This is a genomic window from Dactylosporangium sp. CS-033363 (assembly GCF_050942475.1).
Classification (GTDB): Bacteria; Actinomycetota; Actinomycetes; order Mycobacteriales; family Micromonosporaceae; genus Dactylosporangium.
On the sequence record NZ_CP192032.1, the window covers coordinates 3200867 to 3220075 of the forward strand.

Sequence of the window (19209 nt, forward strand, 5' to 3'; positions counted from 1 at the left end):
CAGGAACCGGAGGTCCGGTTCATGTTAACGTTTGCGGCATGTCGTTGCCCGAACTCCTGCTGACCCCGCTGGGCTGGGCGTTCCGCTCCCGGCGGGGCGATGAACGCCTGAGCCTCGTACGCTCCCTCGCCGGTTTGGAACTGCCGGCCATCACCGTCACGTCGCCCGCGTTCGCGCACGGCGGCACGATTCCCGCGCAGTACTGCGGCCGCTGGATCGGCGCCAATGTCTCGCCGCCGCTGGAATGGGCCGGCACTCCGGCCGGCACCAGATCCCTGCTGCTGCTCATCGAGGACATCGACGTTCCCACCGCGCGGCCGGGGATTCACACGATCGCGCTGCTCGACGCCTCGGTCGAGCGGCTGCGCGAGGGCGACCTGAGCGCCGGGGTTCCCTACGTCACCTTCGTGCCCGACGACCGGGGGCGCACCGCGTACGTCGGGCCGCGGCCGCTGCCCGGGCACGGCCCGCACCACTACCGGTTCCACGTCCTCGCGCTGGACCGGCCGGCCGAGCCCGCGAGCGGCCCGGACGCCCTGGTCGCGACGTTGCAAGGGCACGTCCTGGCGGCAGGGTGCCTGGAGGGCGTCAGGCGCGCGTGATCGCGGCCGAGTGCTCGTTGTGCTGGCGGGTCGCCTGCTCCAGGACCTCGATCATCCCGGCCAGCACCGTGTCGTCGAAGCGCGCCAGGATCGCGCGGCCCTGCTCGACGACCGGGCCGTAGATCTCGAACACCGACCGCTCGGCGAGCGGGGTCGGGCGCACCGTCACGCGGCGGCGGTCGCTCGCATCCCGCTCGCGGGTCACGTACCCGGCGCGTTCCAGGCGGTCGATCGCCGTCGTCACCCCGCCGGTCGTCATGCCGGCCGCCGTGGCGAGTTCGCCCGGCGACTTCTCCTCGGCGCCGAACAGCAGTTCCAGGCAGCGCATGTCGGTCCGGTTGATCCCCAGCCGGTCGGCGGCGCGCTGGTCGAGCACGTCGACCGCCCGCTGGTACTCCTGCATCGCCCGGCCGAACGCGCCGATCAGCTCCTCCGAACTCACCCTTGCGATGCTACCGGATCACTCGTACGCTAAGTTACTAGAAATTCTAGCGACTAGACTTGCGAGGTAACTTCACGTGAAGGTCATCGTCATCGGCGCGGGCACCGGCGGCATGTGCCTGGCCCACGGCCTGCGCCGGGCCGGCATCGACGTGGTCGTCTACGAGCGCGACCGGACCCGCCGCTCCGGCCTGCACGGCTACCGCGTCGGCATCGACCCGCACGGATCACGCGCGCTGAAGGCCTGCCTGCCCCCCGACTTGTACCGCACGTTCGTCGCCACCTGCGCCAAGCCCCCCGAGCGCTTCGTGTTCCTGGACGAGCACCTGCGCCGCACGCTGACCGTCACGCTGCGTGAGCCGACGGACGACGTCAACGACGAGAAGTCCGTGAGCCGCATGACGCTGCGGCAGGTGCTCTTCACCGGGATGGAGGACGTGCTGCATTTCGACAAGACCTTCATCCGGTACTCCCACGAGCCCGACGGGCGGGTCACGGCGCACTTCGCGGACGGTACGAGCGACACCGGCGACCTGCTGGTCGGAGCCGACGGCGTCAACTCACCGGTGCGCGGGCAGCGGCTCCCGCACGCCCGGCTCGAGGATGCGGGCATCATCGCGGTGGCGGCGAAGGTACCGATGACGCCGGAAAGCACTTCGCTCATGCCTGAAGGGGTGTTCCCCGGCATCGGCCTGGTCCTCGCGCCGCGGGGGATGGCCTGCATCCTGCACTGGATGGAGTTCCCGTGGGCCGACGGCGCGCTCAAGGACGGTGCCGGCGGCAACGACCGGGAGCTGCTGGCGGCCTGGCCCGGGCTGCTGTTCGACAATACGCGGGACTACCTGAACTGGGGCTTCTGGGCCTCGACGGACAAGCTTCCGGCCGACGTCATGCAGCGCTCGGGGGCCGATCTCGTCCGGCTGGTCACCGCGCTCACGCCGCGCTGGGATGAACGGCTGCACCGGCTGTTCGCGCTGACCGACCCCAGCACCTGTTTCCCGATCAACATCCGGACCTCGGTGCGCGTCGAACCGTGGGCGACCGACAACGTCACGCTGCTGGGCGACGCGATCCACACGATGACGCCGGGCCAGGGCGTGGGCGCGAACACCGCGCTGCGCGACGCGCACAATCTGGTGCTGGCGCTGACGAGCGGGCGGCCGCTGCCGGCGGCGGTGGGCGACTATGAGCGGGAGATGCTGGCGTACGGCTTCGCGGCGGTCGAGGCCTCGAAGAAGCAGAGCAGCCTTGCTGAGGGGCGCGTGGCGCTGGCCGCGCAGCGCACATTTCTCCGCGCGACCGACCGGATCCCCTTCTTGAAGCGCCGTTTCGAGGCGGAGCTGTACGAGGTGCGGGGCTAGTTTTTTGTTGTTCGCCCTTATTCGCTCGTTCTTGCGATGACCCTGGTCAGCGCGGCGTGCAGCTGCAGCAGCTCGTCCATGGGCATCCCGAGCTTGTCGAAGATGGCCGGCGGAATCTTCTCGGCCTCGGCGCGCAGGCTCTTGCCCTTCGCGGTGAGCGTGACCTCCAGCACCCGCTCGTCGTGCTCGGCCCGCCCCCGGTTGATCAGCCCGCCGGCCTCGAGCCGCTTCAACAGCGGCGACAGGGTCCCGGGGTCGAGCTGCAGCAGTCCGCTGAGGTCCTTCACGGAGAGCGGTGAACGCCCCCACAGTGCCAGCATCACCAGGTACTGCGGGTGCGTCAGCCCCATCGGCTCCAACAACGGCCGATAGAGCGCAATGACGTTGCGCGAGGCCACCGCGAGCGCGAAGCAGACCTGATGCTCCAACGCCAGCGGATCAGCGATCTCTGCGTCCCGGGTCACCGCATACGCCCTTCCCTCACGACCGTGCCACTGTCATACTACCAATGGTTGGTACACCAATCATTGCCACACCAAGGAGGGCTGCGCACGTGTTCGGCTTCAAGCACCGCGACGCTGCGAAGAAGGACCGCATGGGCACCTTCTTCTTCCGGATCTTCGGCCCGGCCACGGTGGAGGGGGCGATCCAGGGCTGGAGCCCGCAGGCCCAGAACCAGTACAAGCAGATGCGCGAAAACCAGAAACGCGCAGCAGCGGAGCGGCGCGCTACTCGCTCCTGATTCTCCGCCGCCCGGTCTCTTGCAGCAGCGCGAGCCGGGCCGCTCCAACGGCGACCACGGCGAGCCCGACGCGCCACACCAGGAGCCCGAACTCCACGGTCGTCACATGCCCGGCCCCGAACCGCCCGGCCACGTCATCAAGCCCGGGGATACTGACAATGAGCGTCAGGATGGCCACGGCCGCCATGGTCGGCGCGACCCAAATGGCTCGCGGCCGCTCAAACGCCGCCCAGGCCGCCCCGACAAGCACGACGGTGGCGGTGATGATGAGCATCGCCATGGCCACGGTGACGGGCCGATGCCCATCGAGCCGGCTGGCCCCGTGCAGCGCCCACCCGTTCCAGACATCCCCACCGCGCTGCAGCAGCGTGGCCGTAGTCCCATAGTCCGTCTCAACGGTGACGGTGTTGTCCTCCCGAGCCCAGGGCAGCGCAAGCGCAATGAGCGCGGCGATAGCCCCGATGAGCGCCACAACCCGGCTACCCAGCCCAGCCGTCGAGGGCCCAGCCGACGGCGTGCTCAACGGCGCGGCCTCGACCTCATGCGGGGAGCTCATGCCCGTAGACCGTAGTCGCCGGGAACCAGCCTCGTCACTGCCCCGGGACCGATGGCTTTTCGACACTTCCCGCACCTGACACTCACCACGTGAGCCACATCGCACCGCTCCGCCGCGACCGCTCATGTCGATGCCAGCTCTCCTGACGGCACCTCTATCGCGTGCCGCCGATCTGTTTCCTCTGGCGTGCCCGACGGCCTGGTCTGGTGGGGTGGGTCTCTTTACTTCCTGGCGTGCCCGACGGCCAGGTCTGTCGGCTGGTCCTTTACCTCCTGGCGTGCCCGACGGCCTGGTCTGGTGGGTGGGTCTTTTACTTCCTGGCGTGCCCGACGGCCAGGTCTGTCGGCTGGTCTTTTTACTTCCTGGCGTGCCCGACGGCCTTGTCTGTTGGCTGGTCTTTTACTTCCCGGCCCCCGGCCCCCCCCCCCCCCCCCCCCCCCGAGCAACCGCCCACTACTTCCCCTGCGAGATCGACTTCCGCCTCCCCGCCTGCATCCGATACCCCGGATGCACCCCCGGCGTAAGCCCCTGCTGATCCGCGATCCGCTGCAGCAACCCAGTCAGCTGCCGCCGCTCCTCCGGCTCAAGCCCCGCAAGAATCTCATCGTCATGCTCGGTGGCGATGGCCCGCATATCCATCATGATCCGCTCGCCGTCCACCGTCAGATACAGCTCATGATGCCGCCGATCCGTACTCCCCGGCCGCCGCTCCACCAGCCCCTTGTGGTTGAGGTTGTCGATGAGCACCACGACCCGGCTGGGCACCACGCCCAGGTCCACGGCGACCGACTGCTGGCTCCGCCCCGGTTGCCCATTGATCATCCGCAGCAGCCCGACCTCGGCCGGCGAGAGGCCGATCTGCTGCACCCGATCGGCGAACAACTCCGACGCGTGCGCCCCGAGTTGGGAGAGGAGAAACGCCGCTCCTCGTGGTCGCCTGGGTTGCTCGCCGCCGGTCATGGGGTTATCGTACACCACAGGGAACGATTCACTCCACTGAACTATTCAGCCAACTGAAAGGAGTGCCCACATGTCGTTCACCAGCCATCCAGACCTGGCGGGCAAGGTCGCGCTCGTCACCGGAAGCTCGCGCGGCATCGGCGCCGCCACCTGCCGCGCGCTGGCCGCCAACGGCGCCCGCGTCGCCGTCAACGGCCGCGACGAGGCCGCCGTCGACGGGGTCGTAGCCGAGATCACCGAGGCCGGCGGCACCGCCCTGGCCGCAATCGGCGACGTCACCGACGCCGCGACCGTGCACCGCATCCGCGAGGACGTCGAGCGCACTCTCGGCCCGATCGACATCCTGGCCCCGTTCGCCGGTGGCCAGGGCCGCCCCGTCCCGACCGCCGACCTGGGCGCCGCCCAGTGGCGCGCCACCATCGAGTCCGACCTGACCTCGGTCTTCCTGGCCGTGAGCGAGGTCCTGCCAGGCATGATCGACCGCCGCACCGGCGTCATCATCACGATGTCCTCCACCGCCGGCCGCCAGGCGGGCCTGGCCAGCATCGCCTACGCCTCAGCCAAGGCGGGCGTGGTGATGTTCAGCAAGCACCTGGCCAGCGAGGTGGGCCGGCACGGCATCCGCGTCAACTGCCTTGCCCCGTCGGCGGTCTTCAACGACCGCATGCACGCCAACATGACCGAGCAACAGTTCGCCGAGATGGTGAAGCACTTCCCGCTGGGCCGCATCGGCCAACCCGACGACATCGCCGAGGCCGTCCTCTACCTCGCCTCCGACACCGCCTCCTGGATCACCGGCGCGACGCTGGACCTCACCGGCGGCCGGGTGATCGTATGACCGCCAACACGCCCACGACAGCCCTTCGTGATCCGGCCCTGGGCGCGGGGGACCGTGTGGCCGCCAATACGTCCACGGCGGCCACCCGTGATCCGGCCTTGGGCGCGGGGGACCGTGTGGCCGCCAACACGGCCGCGCACACACCCCACCCGACGCAGAGCGGCCCGCATCCGACGCAGGGCGGGCAACAGCTTGCGGCCCTCCGGCGGGTGATCGCATGACCACGACGGCGGCCTCACCTCCACGGCGGCGAATGCAGGGCGGCCCCCACCTGGGCGCCCTCGGCATCGTGGTCGCGGCACTGTTCCTGGTCGGCCTGGTGCTCGGCACCGCACTGGCCGGCGGCCACCCGTACCCATCGCCGTTCGGAGACAGCGCGGCCATCGTGGCCTACTTCCGCGACAATCCCGACGCGGTCAGGATCGGCGGCGCATTCCAGTTCGGCGCCGCCATCCCGCTGGCCATCTACGCGGCAACCGTGAGCGCGCGCCTGCACCAGCTCGGCATTCGCGTGCCGGGCCCGACCATCGCACTCGCGGGCGGCCTGCTCGCCTCGGCCTTCCTGGCGCTGTCGGGCCTGATCGGCTGGACCCTGTCCCGGACCGAGGTACAGGACGACCCAGCGCTCGTCCGGGCCCTGCAGTTCCTCAACTTCGGCGCCGGCGGAGTCGCGCACGTGGTTCCGCTGGGATTGCTGCTGGCCGGGATCGCAGTTCCAGGACTGCTCGCGCGCCTGCTGCCGAAATGGCTGGCGTGGGCGGGACTGGTGATCGCCGGCATCGCGGAGCTGTCGACGCTGGCACTGCTGGTGGACGGGGCCTCGTACCTGCTGCCGGTCGCCCGCTTCACCGCCCTCGCTTGGCTGATCGCCGCCGGATTCCTGCTGCCGCGCCAACGAGCCCGGGCGGAAGGGTAGGGCGCCGGCGGTCACCCGAACGAGACGAAGGCCAGTGGGCGACCCGCCGCGCTGACGAGCCCCGGTCCGAGGGGTAGGTGCGCCCGCCGAACAGTCCGCGACCTGTGCACTCCGAACAAGACGAGAACCGGAGGACTCCGCCGGGCGGGACCGGCGCCTGGGCGGACGCGAGTGCGCGCCGGGGGAGACGAACGCCGGGGGACGGCGGGCGGACGGGCTGTCAGGGGCGCCGCCGGGCGGGATCGGAGGACTCCGCCGGGCGAGACCGGCGCCCGGGCGGACGCGAGTGCACGCCGGATGAGGCGAACGCCGGGGACGGCGGGCGGACGGGGCTGTCAGGGGCGCCGCCGAGCGGGACCGGGAGAACTCCGCCGGGCGAGACCGGCGCCCGGGCGGACGCGAGTGCACGCCGGATGAGGCGAACGCCGGGGACGGCGGGCGGACGGGGCTGTCAGGGGCGCCGCCGAGCGGGGCCGGGAGGACTCCGCCGGGCGAGACCGGCGCCCGGGCGGACGCGAGTGCACGCCGGGTGAGACGAAGGCCGGAAGGCGCCGCCGGGGCAGTGACGTCGTGTGGTCGGGGGAGGGTCAGACGGCTGCCGGGGGGAGGGCCCGCAGGAGTGGGGGATGCAGGACCGTTGCCGGGCCCCGCTTGAAGAGTTGGGCGGGGCGGCCGCGGTCGCCCTCGGTGGAGCGGCCCGTCGGTTCCACGAAGCCGGGGGTCGAGGTGGCCTTGCGGTGGAAGTTGCGGGGGTCCAGCTTCGCCGACCAGACGGCCTCGTAGACCTGGCGGAGTTCGGCGATCGTGAACTCCGGGGGGCAGAAGGCGGCGGCCAGCGGCGAGTACTCCAGCTTCGCCCGTGCTCGTTCGACGCCGTCGGCCAGGATCGTGGCGTGGTCGAAGGCCAGTGGCGGCAGGGAGTCGACCGGGAGCCACGCGGCCTCGGCGGCGTCGCTGCCGGCGAAGGGGGAGGGGGCGTCCGGCAGCAGGGCCAGGTACGCGACCGTCACCACCCGGCCGCGCGGGTCGCGGTCCGGCGCGCCGTAGGTGGCCAGCTGCTCCAGGTGGGCCTCGGCCGGGCTCAGGGCGGTCTCCTCGCGCAGCTCGCGGATCGCGGCCGCCGGCAGGTCCTCCGCGTCCAGGACGAAGCCGCCCGGCAGGGCGTAGACGCCCTCGAAGGGCGGGATGGCCCGGCTGATCAGCAGGACGTGCAGGGCGTCCTGGCGGACCGTGAGGATCACCAGGTCGACCGTGACGGCGAAGGTCATGTATTTATCACCACGTTGACGAGAAAGGCGACGACTTATATCGTCTATATGACGATAACTCATGGGGAGGGTCGCCATGGCGGACGTGACACGGCGTCTGTTTCTGCGCCACCTGCGCGGGGCGCCGACGAGCTGGGTGCGGCACCACGTCAAGGGCAAGGTGCAGCACGAAGGAGTCGGACAATCATTCTGGTACCGGCCGTTGACCGCGGTCCTCAGCGAGGTACCCGTCGACGATCGTGAACTGCCGTTGCTGTTCCACGCGCGGACCAGTGACTTCGCGGACGTGACGGTGCAGGCGACCGTCACGTACCGGATCAGCGCGCCGGCCACGGCGGCCGAGCGGCTCGACTTCTCGGTCGATCCGAAGGGCGGGCAGTGGCGGGCCCAGCCGCTGGACCAGGTGGCGACGCTGCTCGCCGAGCTGGCCCAGCAGCCGGCGCTCGACCTGCTCGCGCGGCTGCCGCTGACCGAGGCGCTCACGGCCGGGATCGCCCCGGTGCGCGAGGCGGTGTCGGCGGCGCTCGGCAGCGATCCGCGGCTCACCGACACCGGGGTGAGCGTGGTCTCGGCGCGGGTGGTGGCGATCCGGCCCGAGCCGGACCTCGAGCGGGCGCTGCAGACGCCGACCCGCGAGGCCGTACAGCAGGAGGCCGACCGGGCCACCTACGCACGCCGGGCGCGGGCCGTGGAGCAGGAGCGGGCCATCGCCGAGAACGAGCTGCAGAACAAGATCGAGCTGGCCCGGCGGGAGCAGCAGCTGGTCGAGCAGCACGGCGCCAACGCCCAGCGGCAGGCCGAGCTCGACGCGGCCGCGGCGCTCGTCGCGGCGCAGGCCGAGGCGGACCGGGCCAAGGTCGCGGCCGAGGCGGAGGCGGAGCGGTCGGGCATCACGGCGACCGCGGACGCCGAGCGGAGCCGGATCGCGGCCGCCGCCGAGGCCGAGGCGGACCGGCTGCGAATGGCCGCGCGGGCGGACGGCGTGCGCGCCGTCGGGCTCGCGGAGGGCGACGCGGAGGCGGCTCGGCTGGCGGCCTACCGGGACCTCTCGCCGGCGGTACTGCAGGCGCTGGCCCTTCGGGAACTCGCCGGTCAGCTGCCGGAGATCGGCCAGCTCACCATCACCCCCGACATGCTCACCGGCCTCCTCGACCGCCTGGGCCGGTCATGAGCACCCAGGCACGCCGCGCGCTCGCCGAGGTGCGTGACCGCCCGGGGCCGGCCGCGAGCGGGACGAGCGCGCTCGTCGAGGTGCGTGACCGCCCGGGGCCGGTCGTCAACACCCGGGCGCCGCGAGAGCTCGTCGAGGTGCGCGACCGCCCGGGGCCGGCCACGAGCACCCGCGCAAACCGCGCGCTCGTCGGGAGCGGTCGGTCATGAGCACCCTGGCACCCCGCGCGGTTGTCGTGTCGCGGCGCAGTGAGCTCGACGAGCTCCTCGCCCGGCACGGCACCCGCGCGGCCGCCGACTACTACCTGCGCCAGCGCGGGCGGGATCTGGACGAGGTGGCCAAGCGGCACGCGGCCCTGGACACGGCGCTCACCGCCGCCGGGGCCGCGATCCCCGCGGACTGGCGGCGCGGGCACATCGACCGGGAGGACCTGCCGCGGTTCCTGTTCGGGCCGGAGGACATCGTGATCGCCGTGGGGCAGGACGGGCTGGTCGCGAACGTGGCCAAGTACCTGGACGGGCAGCCGGTGATCGGGGTCGATCCGGAGCCGGGGCGCAATCCCGGGGTACTGGTGCGGCACTCGGCCCAGGCGCTGCGCGGACTGCTGACCAAACGCGACACCGAGCAGCGCACCATGGTGTCCGCTCGCCTCGACGACGGGCAGGAGCTGCTGGGCCTGAACGAGGTGTACTTCGGGCACGTCGGCCACCAGTCCGCGCGGTACACGGTGACGACGCAGAACGGCGATCGCGAACGGCAGTCGTCCTCCGGGGTCGTGGTGGGGACCGGGACCGGGGCGACCGGTTGGTGCTCGTCGATCGCGCTGGAGCGGGCCGGGGCGCCAGAGCTGCCGGCGCCGCTCGCGCACGAGGTGTGCTGGTTCGTGCGGGAGGCCTGGCCCTCGCCCGCCACCGGGGCGACGCTGACCAGCGGGCGGCTCGGCGGCGACGAGCGGCTGGAGCTGGCCTGCGAGGGGGAGCGGCTCGTGGTGTTCGCCGACGGGCTGGAGAGCGACCGCCTGGAGCTCGCGTGGGGGCAGCGGGTGAGCATCGGCGTAGCACAGCGGCGGCTCAACCTGGTCGTGTGAAACATTGGGACGGTGAAAACCTTCCCGCTGGGCAAGCGCAACGTCCACCGCGTCGGGTTCGGCGCCATGCAGCTGCCCGGGCGCGGTGCCTTCGGGCCGCCCCGGGACCGGGCCGAGGCGCTCGCCGTCGTGCGCCGGGCCGTCGATCTGGGCGTCGACCACATCGACACGGCGCAGTACTACGGGCCCGACGTGGCCAACGAGATCCTGCGCAGCGCACTCTACCCCTACCCGGAGCAGCTCGCCTTCGTCAGCAAGGTCGGCGCCAAGCGCGACGAGAAGGGCGGCTGGCTGCCCGCCCAGCGACCTGAGGAACTCCGGGCCGGAGTCCAGGAAAACCTTCAGGCACTTGGGTTGGACAAGCTGCATGCGGTCAACTTGCGGCTGCATGCCAAGGACGCTCCATCGGTACTGGATGAGCAGCTCGACGCCATGATCGACCTACGCGACGCGGGGCTCATCGACGGCATCGGGATGAGCAACGTCGACGTGGAGCAGCTCCGGCAGGCCGTCGACAAGACCGAGATCGTCTGCGTGCAGAATCCGTTCAACCTGGTCGATCGGGCCTCGCAGCCCGTGCTGGAGCTGTGCCGGGAGCGCGGGATCGCGTTCGTGCCGTTCTTCCCGCTCGGCGCGGCGTTCGGGCGGGCCCGGGTGCTCGGGCACCCCAAGGTCAAGGCGGTCGCCGAGCGGCTCGACGCCACCCCGGCCCAGGTCGCGCTGGCGTGGGTGCTCGCGATCGCCGACAACACGCTGCTGATCCCGGGCACGGCGTCGCTGGAGCACCTCGAGGAGAACATGGCGGCGGGGCACCTCAAGCTCGACGAACAGGCGATGAGCGAACTCGGCACTGCGGGTACACCATGAAGAAACGGCAGGTCGGGAACCTTCTCGCGCTGGCGGTGCTGTCGTATCTGAGCCGCGCGGCGATGCACCCCTATGAGCTGAGCAAGACCCTGCGCAACCACGGCGACGCGCGCAGCATCAAGTTCAACCACGGATCGCTGTACATGGTGGTGCAGCAGCTGGCCAAGGCCGGTTTCGTCGCCGAGCAGGAGGTCAACCGGGACGGCGCGCGCCCGGAGCGCACGGTGTACCAGATCACCGACGCCGGCCGGGAGGAGCTGCGGGACTGGCTGCGTGAGCTGGTGGGGGAGCCGCAGCACGAGTACCCGGCGTTCGTGTCCGCGCTGTCGATGGTCGCCGCGCTGAGCCCCAACGAGGTCGTGCCGCTGCTGCGCAACCGCCTCAAGGGCCTCGCCGACCTGCGCGCGGAGGCTGACCGGTCGATCGAGAGCTCCGAGGCCGACGGGGTGCCGGCGCTGTTCCTGATCGAGGAGCGGTACCGGATCAGCCTCCTCGACGCCGAGATCGCCTTCGTCCAGGACCTGTTCGCGCAGGTCGACGACTGGGGCCCGATGTGGGCGGCCGCGCACGGCGAGGAATACCGGCCCGAATAGTTGACACTGACTAGTCGCTCCCGGATAGTTGGTATCAACTAATCGAGAGAGCGGGGACTTGTCATGGCGAGCATCGGCAACGCGATCGTGATCGGCGGCGGCATCGGCGGCCCGGTGGCGGCGATGGCCCTGCAGAAGGCCGGCATCGAGGCGACGGTCTACGAGGCGTACGACGGCACGGCGACCGGCGTCGGCGGCGCCCTCGGCCTCGCCCCCAACGGCCGCCAGGCCCTGGCCGCGATCGGCGCCGAGGAGCCGGTCGTCGCGGCCGGCCGCCCGATGCGCTCGATGATCATGCAGAGCTGGACGGGCAAGCAGCTGGCCGAGTTCGCGGCCCCCGCCCGCCTCCCCGAGCAGCTGCTGATCTGGCGCTCCGACCTGTACCAAGCCCTCTACGACGAGGCCGCCCGCCGCGGCATCCGCATCGAGCACGGCAAGCGCCTGGTCTCGCTCGACGGCCCCGTCGCCACCTTCGCCGACGGCACCACCGCCGCCGGCGACATCTTGATCGGCGCCGACGGCATCCGCTCCACGGTCCGCGGCGCGATCGACCCCGACGCGCCCTCGCCGCGGTACGCCGGCCTGCTCGGCTTCGGCGCCCGCTGCTCCGCCGACGGACTCGTCCCGACCGGCCCGAAGATGCACATGGTGTTCGGCAAGCGCGCCTTCTTCGGGTACCAGATCGAGCCCGACGAGGCCGGCTGGTTCGCCAACCTCCCGCACCCGACCCCGATGCGCACCGCCGAGGCCGCAGCCACCCCGGCCGAGGAATGGCTGCGCCGCATCGCCGACGCCGCCCGCGACGACCGGACGCCGATGGTGGAGATGATCCGCCGTACGCGCCCCGAGGACCTGGTCGTCGCCGGTGGCCTCGAGGACATCCCCAGCGTCCCGACCTGGCACCGCGGCAACGTCGTCCTGCTCGGCGACGCGGCCCACGCCACCTCGCCGAGCTCCGGCCAGGGCGTGTCACTGGCCATCGAGAGCGCCGTACAGCTGGCCCGCTGCCTGCGCGACCTGCCCGTGCAAGCCGCCTTCACCGAGTACGAGCGCATGCGCCGCGAGCGCGTCGAGCGGATCATCAAGATGGCCTCCCGCACCAACGCCGACAAGGCCGCGGGCCCGATCGGGCGGGTGCTGCGGGACATGCTGATGCCGATCGCGATGAAGGCCTTCGGCGACCCGGAGAAGTTCGCGTGGCAGTTCGACTACCCGATCGACTTCGACGCGCCGGTCCGGGATTTGGCTGACGCCTCCCGCTGACCCTTTGTTCGGGCCGCGGTGGCTTTTCGCTCCGGCCCGATGGTCACCACATATGTGCCCTCGGCCGATGGTTCGGGCCGCCTGTCGGCGGCCCACGGAGTTGGCGTGGTCCCGGAGACGACTTTGGTCAGCGTTGGTGGTCCAGACCGTTGGGGACTGCCGGGTCCGTCGTGGTCATCATTCGGTGGTACAACTCAGCTCATTGATTTTTTATCCAAGTCTCTCCGGACCACCGAACGTCGACCGCGGCGGATCCGGATCCTGAATTTACGGTCTGGACCACCGAACGGTGACCAAAGTCGTCTCCGGGACCACGCGGAAATTGCGCCATCTGTGATTGTGGAGCGGCCAGATTGGGAGGCCGGTAGGCCGAATGGGATAATTATCGAGTGGGGCAGATGTCATTGTTCGGCCGGTCGGAATTGGCAGCGATGCGAGACACGACCAGGCGCCGAAACTACTCTCCGCGTAATGAAGCCTTCCGGAAAGAACACAAACGGCACCGCGACTGGGGGCAATGCCACGTAGCTTAGTTTGATCTTGTGGTGAGTGGGTGGTGGCGGATGGTTGGGGGTTTGTCGTGGCGGGTGCTGGCTGGTTCGCCGGGTTGTTTGAGGCGGTAGTGGCAGTGCCGGACGCGTTTGATGGCGCGGGGGCAGGTGCGTTCGCGTCGTGGCGGGATGCGGTGGGTGGTGATGTGGTGGAGGTGGTCGGGGAGTTGCTCAGTCCAGTGGTGAGGGGGGAATAGCGGCTGTTCCGGTGGCGGTGCGGCGGATCAGGCGGAGGGTTTTGGTGAAGGAGATCTGGTCGGGGTCGAGGTCGGCGGCGGCGGAGGCTTGGGTGATCAGGGCGGTGACGGCGTGGTGGACGATGAGGTAGGCCCAGATTTCCTGGTGGACGAGGTCGGGTAGCCGGGAACGCAGGACTTGGCCGGGGCCGCGGAGGTGGGTTTTGAGCTGGTCATGGCTGGTTTCTTGTTCCCAGCGCTGGTGGTAGGCGGCGGCGAGTTCGTCGGCGCGGGCGTCGGCGGGGTTCAGGATGGTGGTGGTCAGGGCGATGAGTTCGTGGTGGCCGTCGCCGGCGCGGTCGGGGATGTCGTACTCGATGACGCGGACGAGATGCGCGATCGGTTCGCCGTGGCGGTCGAACGCCTCGGGGATGTGATCGAGGTTGTCCAGGTGGGTGCCGGCGCGGGCGGCGGCCAGCAGCCGGTCCCGGCGTGGGATGAACCGGATCTCGGGTTTGATCAGGATGCTGAGGTAGGTGCCGTCGGGCAGGATCTTGATCACGGGCAGGTGCAGGTTCGTCGGGGCCCGCCACAGCAGCGCCGCGCCGGTGGCCTGCGCCGTCTGCCAGCCGCGCCAGGAGTAGAAACCCCGGTCGGCGGTCAGCAGTTCATCGCCGTGCAGCTGTGGGTAGAGCGTGGCGGCGAGGGTTTTCTCGCCGCTGGTGTGGGTGCCGACCGCGGCGGCGACGAACGCGTGGGTGCCGCACTCGGCGAGGGCCACGACCCGGGCTTTGGGGAACGACGACTGTTTCTCACCACTGCCGGCATAGCCGAACTCCGCCACGTTCGCGGGTGTGTCAGGCACGTCGATCTCGAACCCGTCGATCGCCAGGAGCCGCCACGAGCGCAGGAACGAACCCCGTGCCGCGCCCAGCGCCGCCGCGGCCGCCGCCGGACCGGCCCGCCCGGCGACCGGCCCGCAGGTGCCGCGGAACAGTTCGGCGAACAGTTCACGACCCAGCCGTTTCCGGGCCTGCGTGATCGCCGACGAGGTCGGCACGCTCCAGCCCGCGTCCCAGACCCCGAACCGGTCCAGCGACCCGGTCACCTTCGCGGCGACCTCCTCATAGTCATCGTCAGGGAACAACGCCAACGCAAGCGTCAGATACGCCGTCACATGCGCCGGCAGCTTGCCATCCGAACGCCGCTCCCGTACCCCGCACACCGCCACAGCGTCATCCACCGCATCCCGCGGCACCTGCGAGATCAGCACGCCCAGCGTGACCTGATCAGGACACACCACCGGCCGATCCACCACCACCGAGGTCATGACCCGCGATCCAAACCGGAACCGCCATCGATGTCACCACACCACGCCGAGCACCCAACAAGATCAACTTAAGCTACGTGGCATTGCGACTGGGGACTCGCCCAGCGCCACGCTGCAAAGCTGAGCCACCTGCGAGCCGAACGGGCCGAACGGGCCGAAGCGGCCGAAGCGGGGGCAGAGCCGGTGCCAGAAGCCGGAGCGGTGGCCGAAGTCGAAGTGGCGGCCGTGGGCAACGAACCGGCGAATGTGGACGCTGAAACGCCGGAAGGGGACGTGGCCGTCGACAAGGCGGAGCCGGCCCTAGCATCGGCACCATGGACACCGAGCTCGACAACCTGCCGAAGATCGGCGCCCCGGCCACGCGGGCGCTCAACAATGCCGGGTACACCAGGCTGCGGGAGCTCGATCAGGTGTCGCGGGCCGAGCTGGCCAAGCTGCACGGGATGGGGCCGAAGGCGCTGGGCATCCTGGCGGAGGCGCTGGCCAGGCACGGGCTGTCGCTTAGCTGACCTGACCCGAGTTGCCCGGCTGCTACGTTGCGTGACATGCGGCTCGCTACGTTCAACGTGGAGAATCTGTTCGCTCGGGCCAAGGCGATGGACAACACGGTGCGGGAGGTCGGGCAGCCGGCGCTCGCGGCGTTTGAGACGTTCAATCGGATCGCGGCCAACGACGTGTACAGCGACGACGACAAAAAAGCCATGCTCGATGCCCTTGTCACGCTGAAGGTACTGGTGCAGATCAAGGCCGGGCGGCGGCTGAATCCCAGTCAGTTCGACACGGCCTGGGCGTTGCTGCGGGAGAACCGGGGCGACTTTCTGGCCGCGCCCACCGATCGGGAGCCGCGGATCGTGGCCTCGGGGCGCGGGGACTGGACCGGGTGGGTGGAGCTGATCACCGAGCCCGTGGACGAGACCGGGACCCGGATGACGGCCCGGGTGATCGGGGAGCTCGGGGCCGACGTGCTCTGCCTGGTCGAGGCCGAGAACCGGCCGGCGCTCGTGCGGTTCAACGACGAGTTGCTGGGGCGGCAGTACGAGCACGCGATGCTCGTCGACGGCAACGATCCGCGCGGGATCGATGTCGGGCTGTTGACCACCGGCGCGGTCAGCATCGACTGGGTGCGCAGTCACGTCGACGTGGCCGATCCGGCCGTGGCGGGGAAGCGGTTGTTCAGCCGGGACTGCCCGCTGTACAAGCTGAAGCTGGAAAGTGGCGCCGATCTCTATCTGCTGCTGAACCACCTCAAGAGTCAGTCGTTCGCGTCGGGCGATCCGGATCCGTTGCGGACGCGGCAGAGCACCGAGGTGCGGGCGATCTACGACCGGCTGCGGGCGGAGGGCGCGGAGTACATCGCGGTGCTCGGGGACTTCAACAAGGGGCCCGACCGGCACGATCCGAAGCATCACCCCACGCTGGAGGCGTTGCTCGACGCCGGGACGCCGCTGGTCAGCTGCTATGACCTCGACGCGTTCGGGGAGCTGTTCGACCCGAGGGACACCGGCAAGGAGCGGCCGGGGACGTTCCAGTCGTGCACCATCTCCAACCGGCTCGACTACATTCTGCTCTCGCCCGAGCTGGCGGCGAAGGTGACCGGCGGCGGGGTGTTCCGCAAGGGGCTGTGGGGGAGCCCGGAGAACAAGAATCCCCCCAAGCTGTGGACCACGTACAAGGAGCTGACCGCCGCCAAGCACGGGGCCAGCGACCACGCGGCGGTCTGGGTGGACCTGGACATCTAGGCCAATACCGCGTGGCAGTATCGGTGCCATGACGTTGGCAGTGCTGGGCACCGGGATCATGGGCGCCGCGATCGTTCGCAACTGGCGCAAGGCCGGGCACGAGGTGCGGGTGTGGAACCGCACCCGCGCCAACGCCGAGCCGCTCGCCGCCGACGGGGCGGTCGTGGCCGACAGTGCGGCCGAGGCGGTCAGCGGGGCCGATCCCGTGGTGACCATGCTGTTCGACGCGGCGTCGGTGGCCGAGGTCATGCGGGCGGCGGCGCCGGGGCTCGCGCCGGGCACGCTCTGGCTGCAGCTGAGCACGGTCGGGGCCGACGGCGCCGATGAGCTGGCCGGGCTCGCGTCCGAGTTGGGCCTGTTGTACGTCGACGCGCCCGTCCTCGGCACCCGCGGGCCCGCCGAGCAGGGGCAGCTGCACGTGCTCGCGTCCGGGCCCGAGGAGGTCCGCGGCCGGGTCGAGGAGCTGGCGGCGCCGATCGCGGCCAAGGTCACCTGGCTCGGCGCGGCCGGGCAGGGCAGCCGCACCAAGCTCGTCGTGAACAGCTGGGTGGTGACCGCGACCGCCGCGTACGCCCAGAGCGCCGCCCTCGCCGACGCGCTCGGCGTCGACCTGCTGCCGTTGATCGCGGGCGGCGCCCTCGACTGGCCGTACGCGCAGCTCAAGGGCCCGATGATGCAGCGCGGCGACTATCCCGTGGCGTTCCCGGCCGAGGGCGCGGCCAAGGACGCCCGCCTCGTGAGCGAGCTCGCGGCGGCCCTCGGCGTCGACACGTCCATCGTGGACGCGGCCCGCGGCCGGTACGACGAGGCGGTCGCCCGCGGCTTCGGCGAGCGCGACCTGGCCGCCGTCTACGAGGCCGTCCGCCGGCCGAAGTGAGCCTGACCCGCCGATCCTTCCTCGCCCTGGCCGCGGCCACCGCCGTGGCCGGGTGCGAGGCGCATGCGGCACCACCGCGAAAAGCCGCGCCCACACCGGCGGCCACGACGTCGGCCTGGACGATCCCGGTCGGCGCCCCCGCCGCGTGGACCTCGCCCGCCGTCACCCGCTACGAGGCCGGCCTCAGGACGACGGTCGCCCGCTACCTGCAGACCACCCCGGAGAACCCGCATCACCCGCTGTACCCGGGCGCGGTCGCCTTCGCCGCCGTCGACGGGCGGATCGCGGCGCACTTCGCGGTCGGCGACGCGGTGCGGTACGCCGCCGACAAGTCCGAGCTCCCGGTCGCCGAGCGCGTCACCGCCCGCCCCGACACGATCTACGACCTGGCCTCGCTGACCAAGATGTTCACCGCGGTCCTGGCCCTGCGCCTGGTCGAGCGGGGCAAGCTCGACCTGGACGCCCCGGCCGCGCGCTATCTCCCGTTCTTCGCCACCAAACCCGGCATCACGGTCCGCATGCTGTTCACCCACACCTCGGGCCTGTCCAAGGACACGCCGCTGTCCGGAACAACCCCGGAAGAACGCCTCGCATCGGTACTGCAACAGCCTCCCGTAGCCCCGCCCGGCACCGCCTTCCTCTACGCCGACCAGAACTTCATCGCCCTCGGCGCGATCGTCACCGGCCTGACCGGCGACCCGCTGGACACCCTGGTCCGCCGCGACATCGCCGCCCCGCTCGGCATGCCCGACACCGGCTACCTTCCGCCGCCCGCCTTGTTGCCGCGCACAGCGGCAACCGAGAACGGCCTGCGCGGCACCGTCCACGACCCGGCGGCGGCCGGCCTCGGCGGCATAGCCGGCCACGCGGGCATCTTCTCCACGGCCGCCGACATCGCCCAGTTCGGCCGCGCCCTCCTGAACGGCGGCGGCCCGCTGCTGAAACAGTCCACAGTGGAGCAGCTGCGCACGGACAACAACGCCCGCTTCGGCCCGGCGGCGGCCCACGGCCTGGGCTTCGACATCGACCAGCCCTGGTACATGGGCCGCCTGGCGGGTCACGGCGCCTTCGGTCACACGGGCTTCACCGGTACCTCGCTGCTGGTCGACCCGCACCGCAAGCTGATCCTGGTCCTGCTGACCAACCGCGTCCACCCCGACGCGACGTGGGGCAGCGCCAACCCCGCCCGCAAGGCCGCCGCCAACGTTCTGGCCGGCTAGCGGGGCTGCGAGCGCAGGGTGTGGATGGCCAGCGTGACGAGCCAGGCCAGGCCGATGTAGAGGGCCGCGCTCTCGAACAGGCCGGCCGGGGCGGTACGCCAGGTGCCGCTGTACGCGAGCGCGACGAGCACATCGGTGACGAGGAAGCACAGCGCGGTGAGGACGCCCGCGGCGATGGCCCAGCCCCGGGCGACGCGGCGGGCGTAGACGAACGCCGTCACGGTCAGCCCGACGAACACGAGCGGCCCGGCGATCTGGTGCAGGATGCCGTGCCAGGAGGTGGCCGGGGTGGCGCCGGGGGGATAGTCCGGGCCGGGGTCGGTGGTGAAGAGCCCGGCCGCGACGAATGCCAGGCCGGTCAGCGCGATCCAGCGGGGGCCCCAGGTCGAGGCCGGTCCGTCCCGGATGGTGCGGCGCAGGCCGGTGGCGAAGACGACGACCAGGATGCCGGTCACCACGAAGTTCGCGGTCTGCGGCCACCCCTGCGACGTCAGCGCGAGGTCGCTGATGAGGTGCCGCACCGGGTCGTAGTGCGGGCGGACGGCGGCCTGGACCACCGTCGCCACGCTGAACAGGACCGGCCCGGCGATGCCGGCTGCCAGGCGTACACGTGACATATCTGCTCCACTCATAATCTGCATCATGCAGATA

Annotated in this window: 22 protein-coding genes; 15 read left to right on the plus strand and 7 right to left on the minus strand. The window is 71.0% G+C overall.

The annotated features are described in order from the left end of the window. The first annotated feature begins 38 nt into the window (after nt 1-38). On the plus strand, nt 39-602 hold the full coding sequence (locus ACQPZ4_RS14830) for a YbhB/YbcL family Raf kinase inhibitor-like protein (protein ID WP_433060554.1): 564 nt from the start codon (nt 39-41) through the stop codon (nt 600-602). Here ACQPZ4_RS14830 and ACQPZ4_RS14835 read toward each other — a convergent pair. Beyond that, on the minus strand, nt 589-1044 hold the full coding sequence (locus ACQPZ4_RS14835) for a MarR family winged helix-turn-helix transcriptional regulator (RefSeq protein WP_433060557.1): 456 nt from the start codon (nt 1042-1044) through the stop codon (nt 589-591). The two genes, ACQPZ4_RS14830 and ACQPZ4_RS14835, sit on opposite strands and share 14 nt — an antisense overlap. Before the next feature lie 112 nt (nt 1045-1156). On the opposite strand from ACQPZ4_RS14835, the gene ACQPZ4_RS14840 reads away from it, so the two are divergent. Then, nucleotides 1157-2404 carry an FAD-dependent oxidoreductase gene (locus ACQPZ4_RS14840; RefSeq protein ID WP_433066528.1) on the plus strand — a complete coding sequence of 416 codons (1248 nt, stop codon included), beginning with the start codon at nt 1157-1159 and terminating at the stop codon, nt 2402-2404. A 17-nt stretch (nt 2405-2421) separates the two neighbouring features. Here ACQPZ4_RS14840 and ACQPZ4_RS14845 read toward each other — a convergent pair whose 3' ends face one another. Then, on the minus strand, nt 2422-2868 hold the full coding sequence (locus ACQPZ4_RS14845) for a MarR family winged helix-turn-helix transcriptional regulator (protein WP_433060560.1): 447 nt from the start codon (nt 2866-2868) through the stop codon (nt 2422-2424). Between the two features lie 89 nt (nt 2869-2957). Here ACQPZ4_RS14845 and ACQPZ4_RS14850 point away from each other — a divergent pair, with 89 nt between their 5' ends. Then, nucleotides 2958-3146, plus strand: coding sequence for a hypothetical protein (locus ACQPZ4_RS14850; RefSeq protein ID WP_433060563.1), 189 nt, complete (start codon nt 2958-2960; stop codon nt 3144-3146). Here ACQPZ4_RS14850 and ACQPZ4_RS14855 read toward each other — a convergent pair. Continuing rightward, the gene (locus tag ACQPZ4_RS14855) at nt 3133-3702 is read right to left on the minus strand and encodes a hypothetical protein (RefSeq protein WP_433060566.1); all 570 of its coding nucleotides are present in this window, start codon (nt 3700-3702) and stop codon (nt 3133-3135) included. The two genes, ACQPZ4_RS14850 and ACQPZ4_RS14855, sit on opposite strands and share 14 nt — an antisense overlap. A 453-nt stretch (nt 3703-4155) precedes the next feature. After that, nucleotides 4156-4662 carry a MarR family winged helix-turn-helix transcriptional regulator gene (locus ACQPZ4_RS14860; protein WP_433060569.1) on the minus strand — a complete coding sequence of 169 codons (507 nt, stop codon included), beginning with the start codon at nt 4660-4662 and terminating at the stop codon, nt 4156-4158. A 70-nt stretch (nt 4663-4732) separates the two neighbouring features. Here ACQPZ4_RS14860 and ACQPZ4_RS14865 point away from each other — a divergent pair, with 70 nt between their 5' ends. Together ACQPZ4_RS14865 and ACQPZ4_RS14870 are read left to right on the plus strand one after the other, a co-directional pair. Next, nucleotides 4733-5500, plus strand: coding sequence for an SDR family NAD(P)-dependent oxidoreductase (locus tag ACQPZ4_RS14865; protein WP_433060572.1), 768 nt, complete (start codon nt 4733-4735; stop codon nt 5498-5500). 217 nt (nt 5501-5717) lie between these two features. Next, a complete protein-coding gene (locus ACQPZ4_RS14870; RefSeq protein ID WP_433060575.1) occupies nt 5718-6416 on the plus strand; it encodes a hypothetical protein in 699 nt (232 codons plus the stop codon). Between the two features lie 587 nt (nt 6417-7003). Here the strand turns inward: ACQPZ4_RS14870 and ACQPZ4_RS14875 are convergent. Beyond that, complete coding sequence (locus tag ACQPZ4_RS14875; RefSeq protein ID WP_433060578.1) at nt 7004-7684, minus strand: NUDIX hydrolase; 681 nt, start codon at nt 7682-7684, stop codon at nt 7004-7006. Nucleotides 7685-7760: 76 nt separating this feature from the next. Between ACQPZ4_RS14875 and ACQPZ4_RS14880 the strand changes: the two genes are divergently transcribed. The 6 genes from ACQPZ4_RS14880 (at nt 7761) to ACQPZ4_RS14905 (ending at nt 12665) form a co-directional block, all read left to right on the plus strand. After that, a complete protein-coding gene (locus ACQPZ4_RS14880) occupies nt 7761-8855 on the plus strand; it encodes an SPFH domain-containing protein (protein ID WP_433060581.1) in 1095 nt (364 codons plus the stop codon). After that, on the plus strand, nt 8852-9064 hold the full coding sequence (locus ACQPZ4_RS14885; RefSeq protein WP_433060584.1) for a hypothetical protein: 213 nt from the start codon (nt 8852-8854) through the stop codon (nt 9062-9064). The genes ACQPZ4_RS14880 and ACQPZ4_RS14885 overlap by 4 nt, the downstream gene beginning before the upstream one ends. After that, on the plus strand, nt 9061-9942 hold the full coding sequence (locus tag ACQPZ4_RS14890) for a hypothetical protein (RefSeq protein ID WP_433060587.1): 882 nt from the start codon (nt 9061-9063) through the stop codon (nt 9940-9942). The genes ACQPZ4_RS14885 and ACQPZ4_RS14890 overlap by 4 nt, the downstream gene beginning before the upstream one ends. 12 nt (nt 9943-9954) lie before the next feature. Beyond that, the gene (locus tag ACQPZ4_RS14895; protein WP_433060589.1) at nt 9955-10809 is read left to right on the plus strand and encodes an oxidoreductase; all 855 of its coding nucleotides are present in this window, start codon (nt 9955-9957) and stop codon (nt 10807-10809) included. Beyond that, nucleotides 10806-11402, plus strand: a complete 597-nt coding sequence (locus ACQPZ4_RS14900; RefSeq protein WP_433060592.1) for a PadR family transcriptional regulator — start codon at nt 10806-10808, stop codon at nt 11400-11402. The genes ACQPZ4_RS14895 and ACQPZ4_RS14900 overlap by 4 nt, the downstream gene beginning before the upstream one ends. 63 nt (nt 11403-11465) lie before the next feature. Beyond that, nucleotides 11466-12665, plus strand: coding sequence for an FAD-dependent oxidoreductase (locus tag ACQPZ4_RS14905; protein WP_433060595.1), 1200 nt, complete (start codon nt 11466-11468; stop codon nt 12663-12665). Nucleotides 12666-13387: 722 nt separating this feature from the next. On the opposite strand, the gene ACQPZ4_RS14910 is transcribed toward ACQPZ4_RS14905, so the two are convergent. Further along, nucleotides 13388-14722: an IS4 family transposase gene (locus tag ACQPZ4_RS14910; protein WP_433060598.1), complete on the minus strand. Its 1335-nt coding sequence runs from the start codon at nt 14720-14722 to the stop codon at nt 13388-13390. Between the two features lie 314 nt (nt 14723-15036). Here ACQPZ4_RS14910 and ACQPZ4_RS14915 point away from each other — a divergent pair, with 314 nt between their 5' ends. The 4 genes from ACQPZ4_RS14915 to ACQPZ4_RS14930 are packed head-to-tail and all read left to right on the plus strand — an operon-like array spanning nt 15037 to nt 18558. Continuing rightward, nucleotides 15037-15231: a DNA-binding protein gene (locus ACQPZ4_RS14915; protein ID WP_433060601.1), complete on the plus strand. Its 195-nt coding sequence runs from the start codon at nt 15037-15039 to the stop codon at nt 15229-15231. Nucleotides 15232-15267: 36 nt separating this feature from the next. Then, nucleotides 15268-16461, plus strand: a complete 1194-nt coding sequence (locus tag ACQPZ4_RS14920) for an endonuclease/exonuclease/phosphatase family protein (protein ID WP_433060604.1) — start codon at nt 15268-15270, stop codon at nt 16459-16461. Between the two features lie 19 nt (nt 16462-16480). After that, nucleotides 16481-17338: an NAD(P)-dependent oxidoreductase gene (locus ACQPZ4_RS14925; protein ID WP_433066531.1), complete on the plus strand. Its 858-nt coding sequence runs from the start codon at nt 16481-16483 to the stop codon at nt 17336-17338. Beyond that, nucleotides 17335-18558 carry a serine hydrolase domain-containing protein gene (locus tag ACQPZ4_RS14930; RefSeq protein ID WP_433060607.1) on the plus strand — a complete coding sequence of 408 codons (1224 nt, stop codon included), beginning with the start codon at nt 17335-17337 and terminating at the stop codon, nt 18556-18558. The genes ACQPZ4_RS14925 and ACQPZ4_RS14930 overlap by 4 nt, the downstream gene beginning before the upstream one ends. On the opposite strand, the gene ACQPZ4_RS14935 is transcribed toward ACQPZ4_RS14930, so the two are convergent. Beyond that, nucleotides 18555-19175, minus strand: a complete 621-nt coding sequence (locus ACQPZ4_RS14935; RefSeq protein WP_433060610.1) for a DUF998 domain-containing protein — start codon at nt 19173-19175, stop codon at nt 18555-18557. The genes ACQPZ4_RS14930 and ACQPZ4_RS14935 overlap by 4 nt on opposite strands. Nucleotides 19176-19209 lie beyond the last annotated feature (34 nt).